Source organism: Mojavia sp., assembly GCF_059505145.1.
In genome coordinates this window covers 4,436-6,003 of sequence record NZ_JCACKA010000140.1, presented here as the reverse complement: position 1 = coordinate 6,003, position 1,568 = coordinate 4,436, and the positions used below count along the sequence as shown (strand labels likewise).

The window sequence follows — 1,568 nt, the reverse complement described above, 5'->3', positions numbered from 1 at the left end:
TTCCTAAGGCATAAGCAGCATTGGAGAGAACATCTGCATCGTTGTCCTTTAAAGCAGCTATTAGGTGAGGGATAGCAGCTTCGGCTTCTTTTCCCATGCTTCCTAAGGCATTAGCCACCTGAGAACGAACACCTGCATTATTATCCTTTAAAGCAGCAATCAGGTGAGGGATAGCAGCGTTGGCTTCTTTTCCCATTCTCTTCAAAGTATAAGCAGTATAGTAGCGAACATCCACATTTTCGTCCTTCAAAGTTTTTATCAAAAAAGGAACAATAACTTTGGCTTCTTTTCCCATATTTCCCAAGGCATTAGAAGCAATAGACCGAACACCTGCATCGTCGTCGTTCTTCAAAATTTCTATCAAAGCAGGAACAGCAGCTATGGCTGATTCTTTCATGTTCCCTAAGCCATTAGCCGCGTAAGAACGAACATCTGCATTTTCGTCCTTTAAAGTTTCTATCAAAAAAGGAACAGCAGCTATGGCTGATTCTCTCATGCTTCCTAAAGCATTAGCAGCACTAGAGCGAACATCCGCATTGTTATCCTTCAAAGCAACTATTAAGGCAGGAATAGCAGTTTTGGCTTCTTTTCCTATTCTCTCCAAAGCGTAAGCAGCACTAGAGCGAACATCCGCATTGTTATCCTTCAAAGCAACTATTAAGGCAGGAACAGCACCTATGGCTGACTCTTTCATACTTCCCAGAGCATTAGCTATATGAGAGCGAACATCTGTATTGTTGTCCTTTAAAGCGGCTATCAAAGCAGGAACAACAACTTTAGCTTCGCTGACCTGGCTTGCTAAAGCATAAGCAGCATTGGAGCGAACATCTGCATCGTTGTCCCTCAAAGCGGCTATCAAAGCGGGAACAACAACTTTGGCTTCGCTGACTTTGTTTGTCAAAGCATCAGCAGCAATAGAGCGAACACCTGCATCGTTACTCTTTAAAGCAGCTATCAAAGCGGGAACAATCGCAGCTTCAGCTTCCACTCCTAGTTTCATTAGGGCAAAAGAAGCTTTAGAGCGAACCATTGAATCGTTGTCTGTCAAAGCAGCTATCAAAGCAGGAATAGCAGCTTTGGCTTCTACTCCTATCCTCTCCAAGGCAAAAACAGCATTGAAGCGAACGGTTGCATTGTTGTCCTTTAAAGCAGTGATCAAGGCAGGAACAGCAGCTTTAGCTTCTACTTCTATACTTCCCAAAGCAGCAGCAGCAGCGTAGCGAACATATGCATCGTTGTCCTTTAAAGCAGTTATTAACTCAGGAACAGCAGCTTTAGCTTCTACTCCTATCCTCTCCAAGGCAAAAGCAGTAGCGTAGCGAACATATGCATTGTTGTCCTTTAAAGCAGTGATCAAGGCAGGAACAGCAGCTTTGGCTTCCATTCCTATACTTCCCAAGGCAAAAGCGCCACGGGCACGAACAGATGCATTTTTGTCCTTTAAAGCAGTTATTAACTCAGGAATAGCAGCTTTGGCTTCTACTCCTATCCTCTCCAAGGCATAAGCAGCACTGGCACGAACAGATGCATTTTTGTCCTTTAAAGCAGTTATTAACTCAGGAATAGCA

1 protein-coding gene is annotated in these 1,568 nt (G+C 43.7%); it reads right to left on the bottom strand.

Annotation, left to right across the window (positions count from 1 at the left end; genetic code table 11):
* On the bottom strand, positions 1-1,568 hold a 1,568-nt coding region (locus AC5JL8_RS37385), incomplete at both ends, for a HEAT repeat domain-containing protein (protein WP_495884739.1).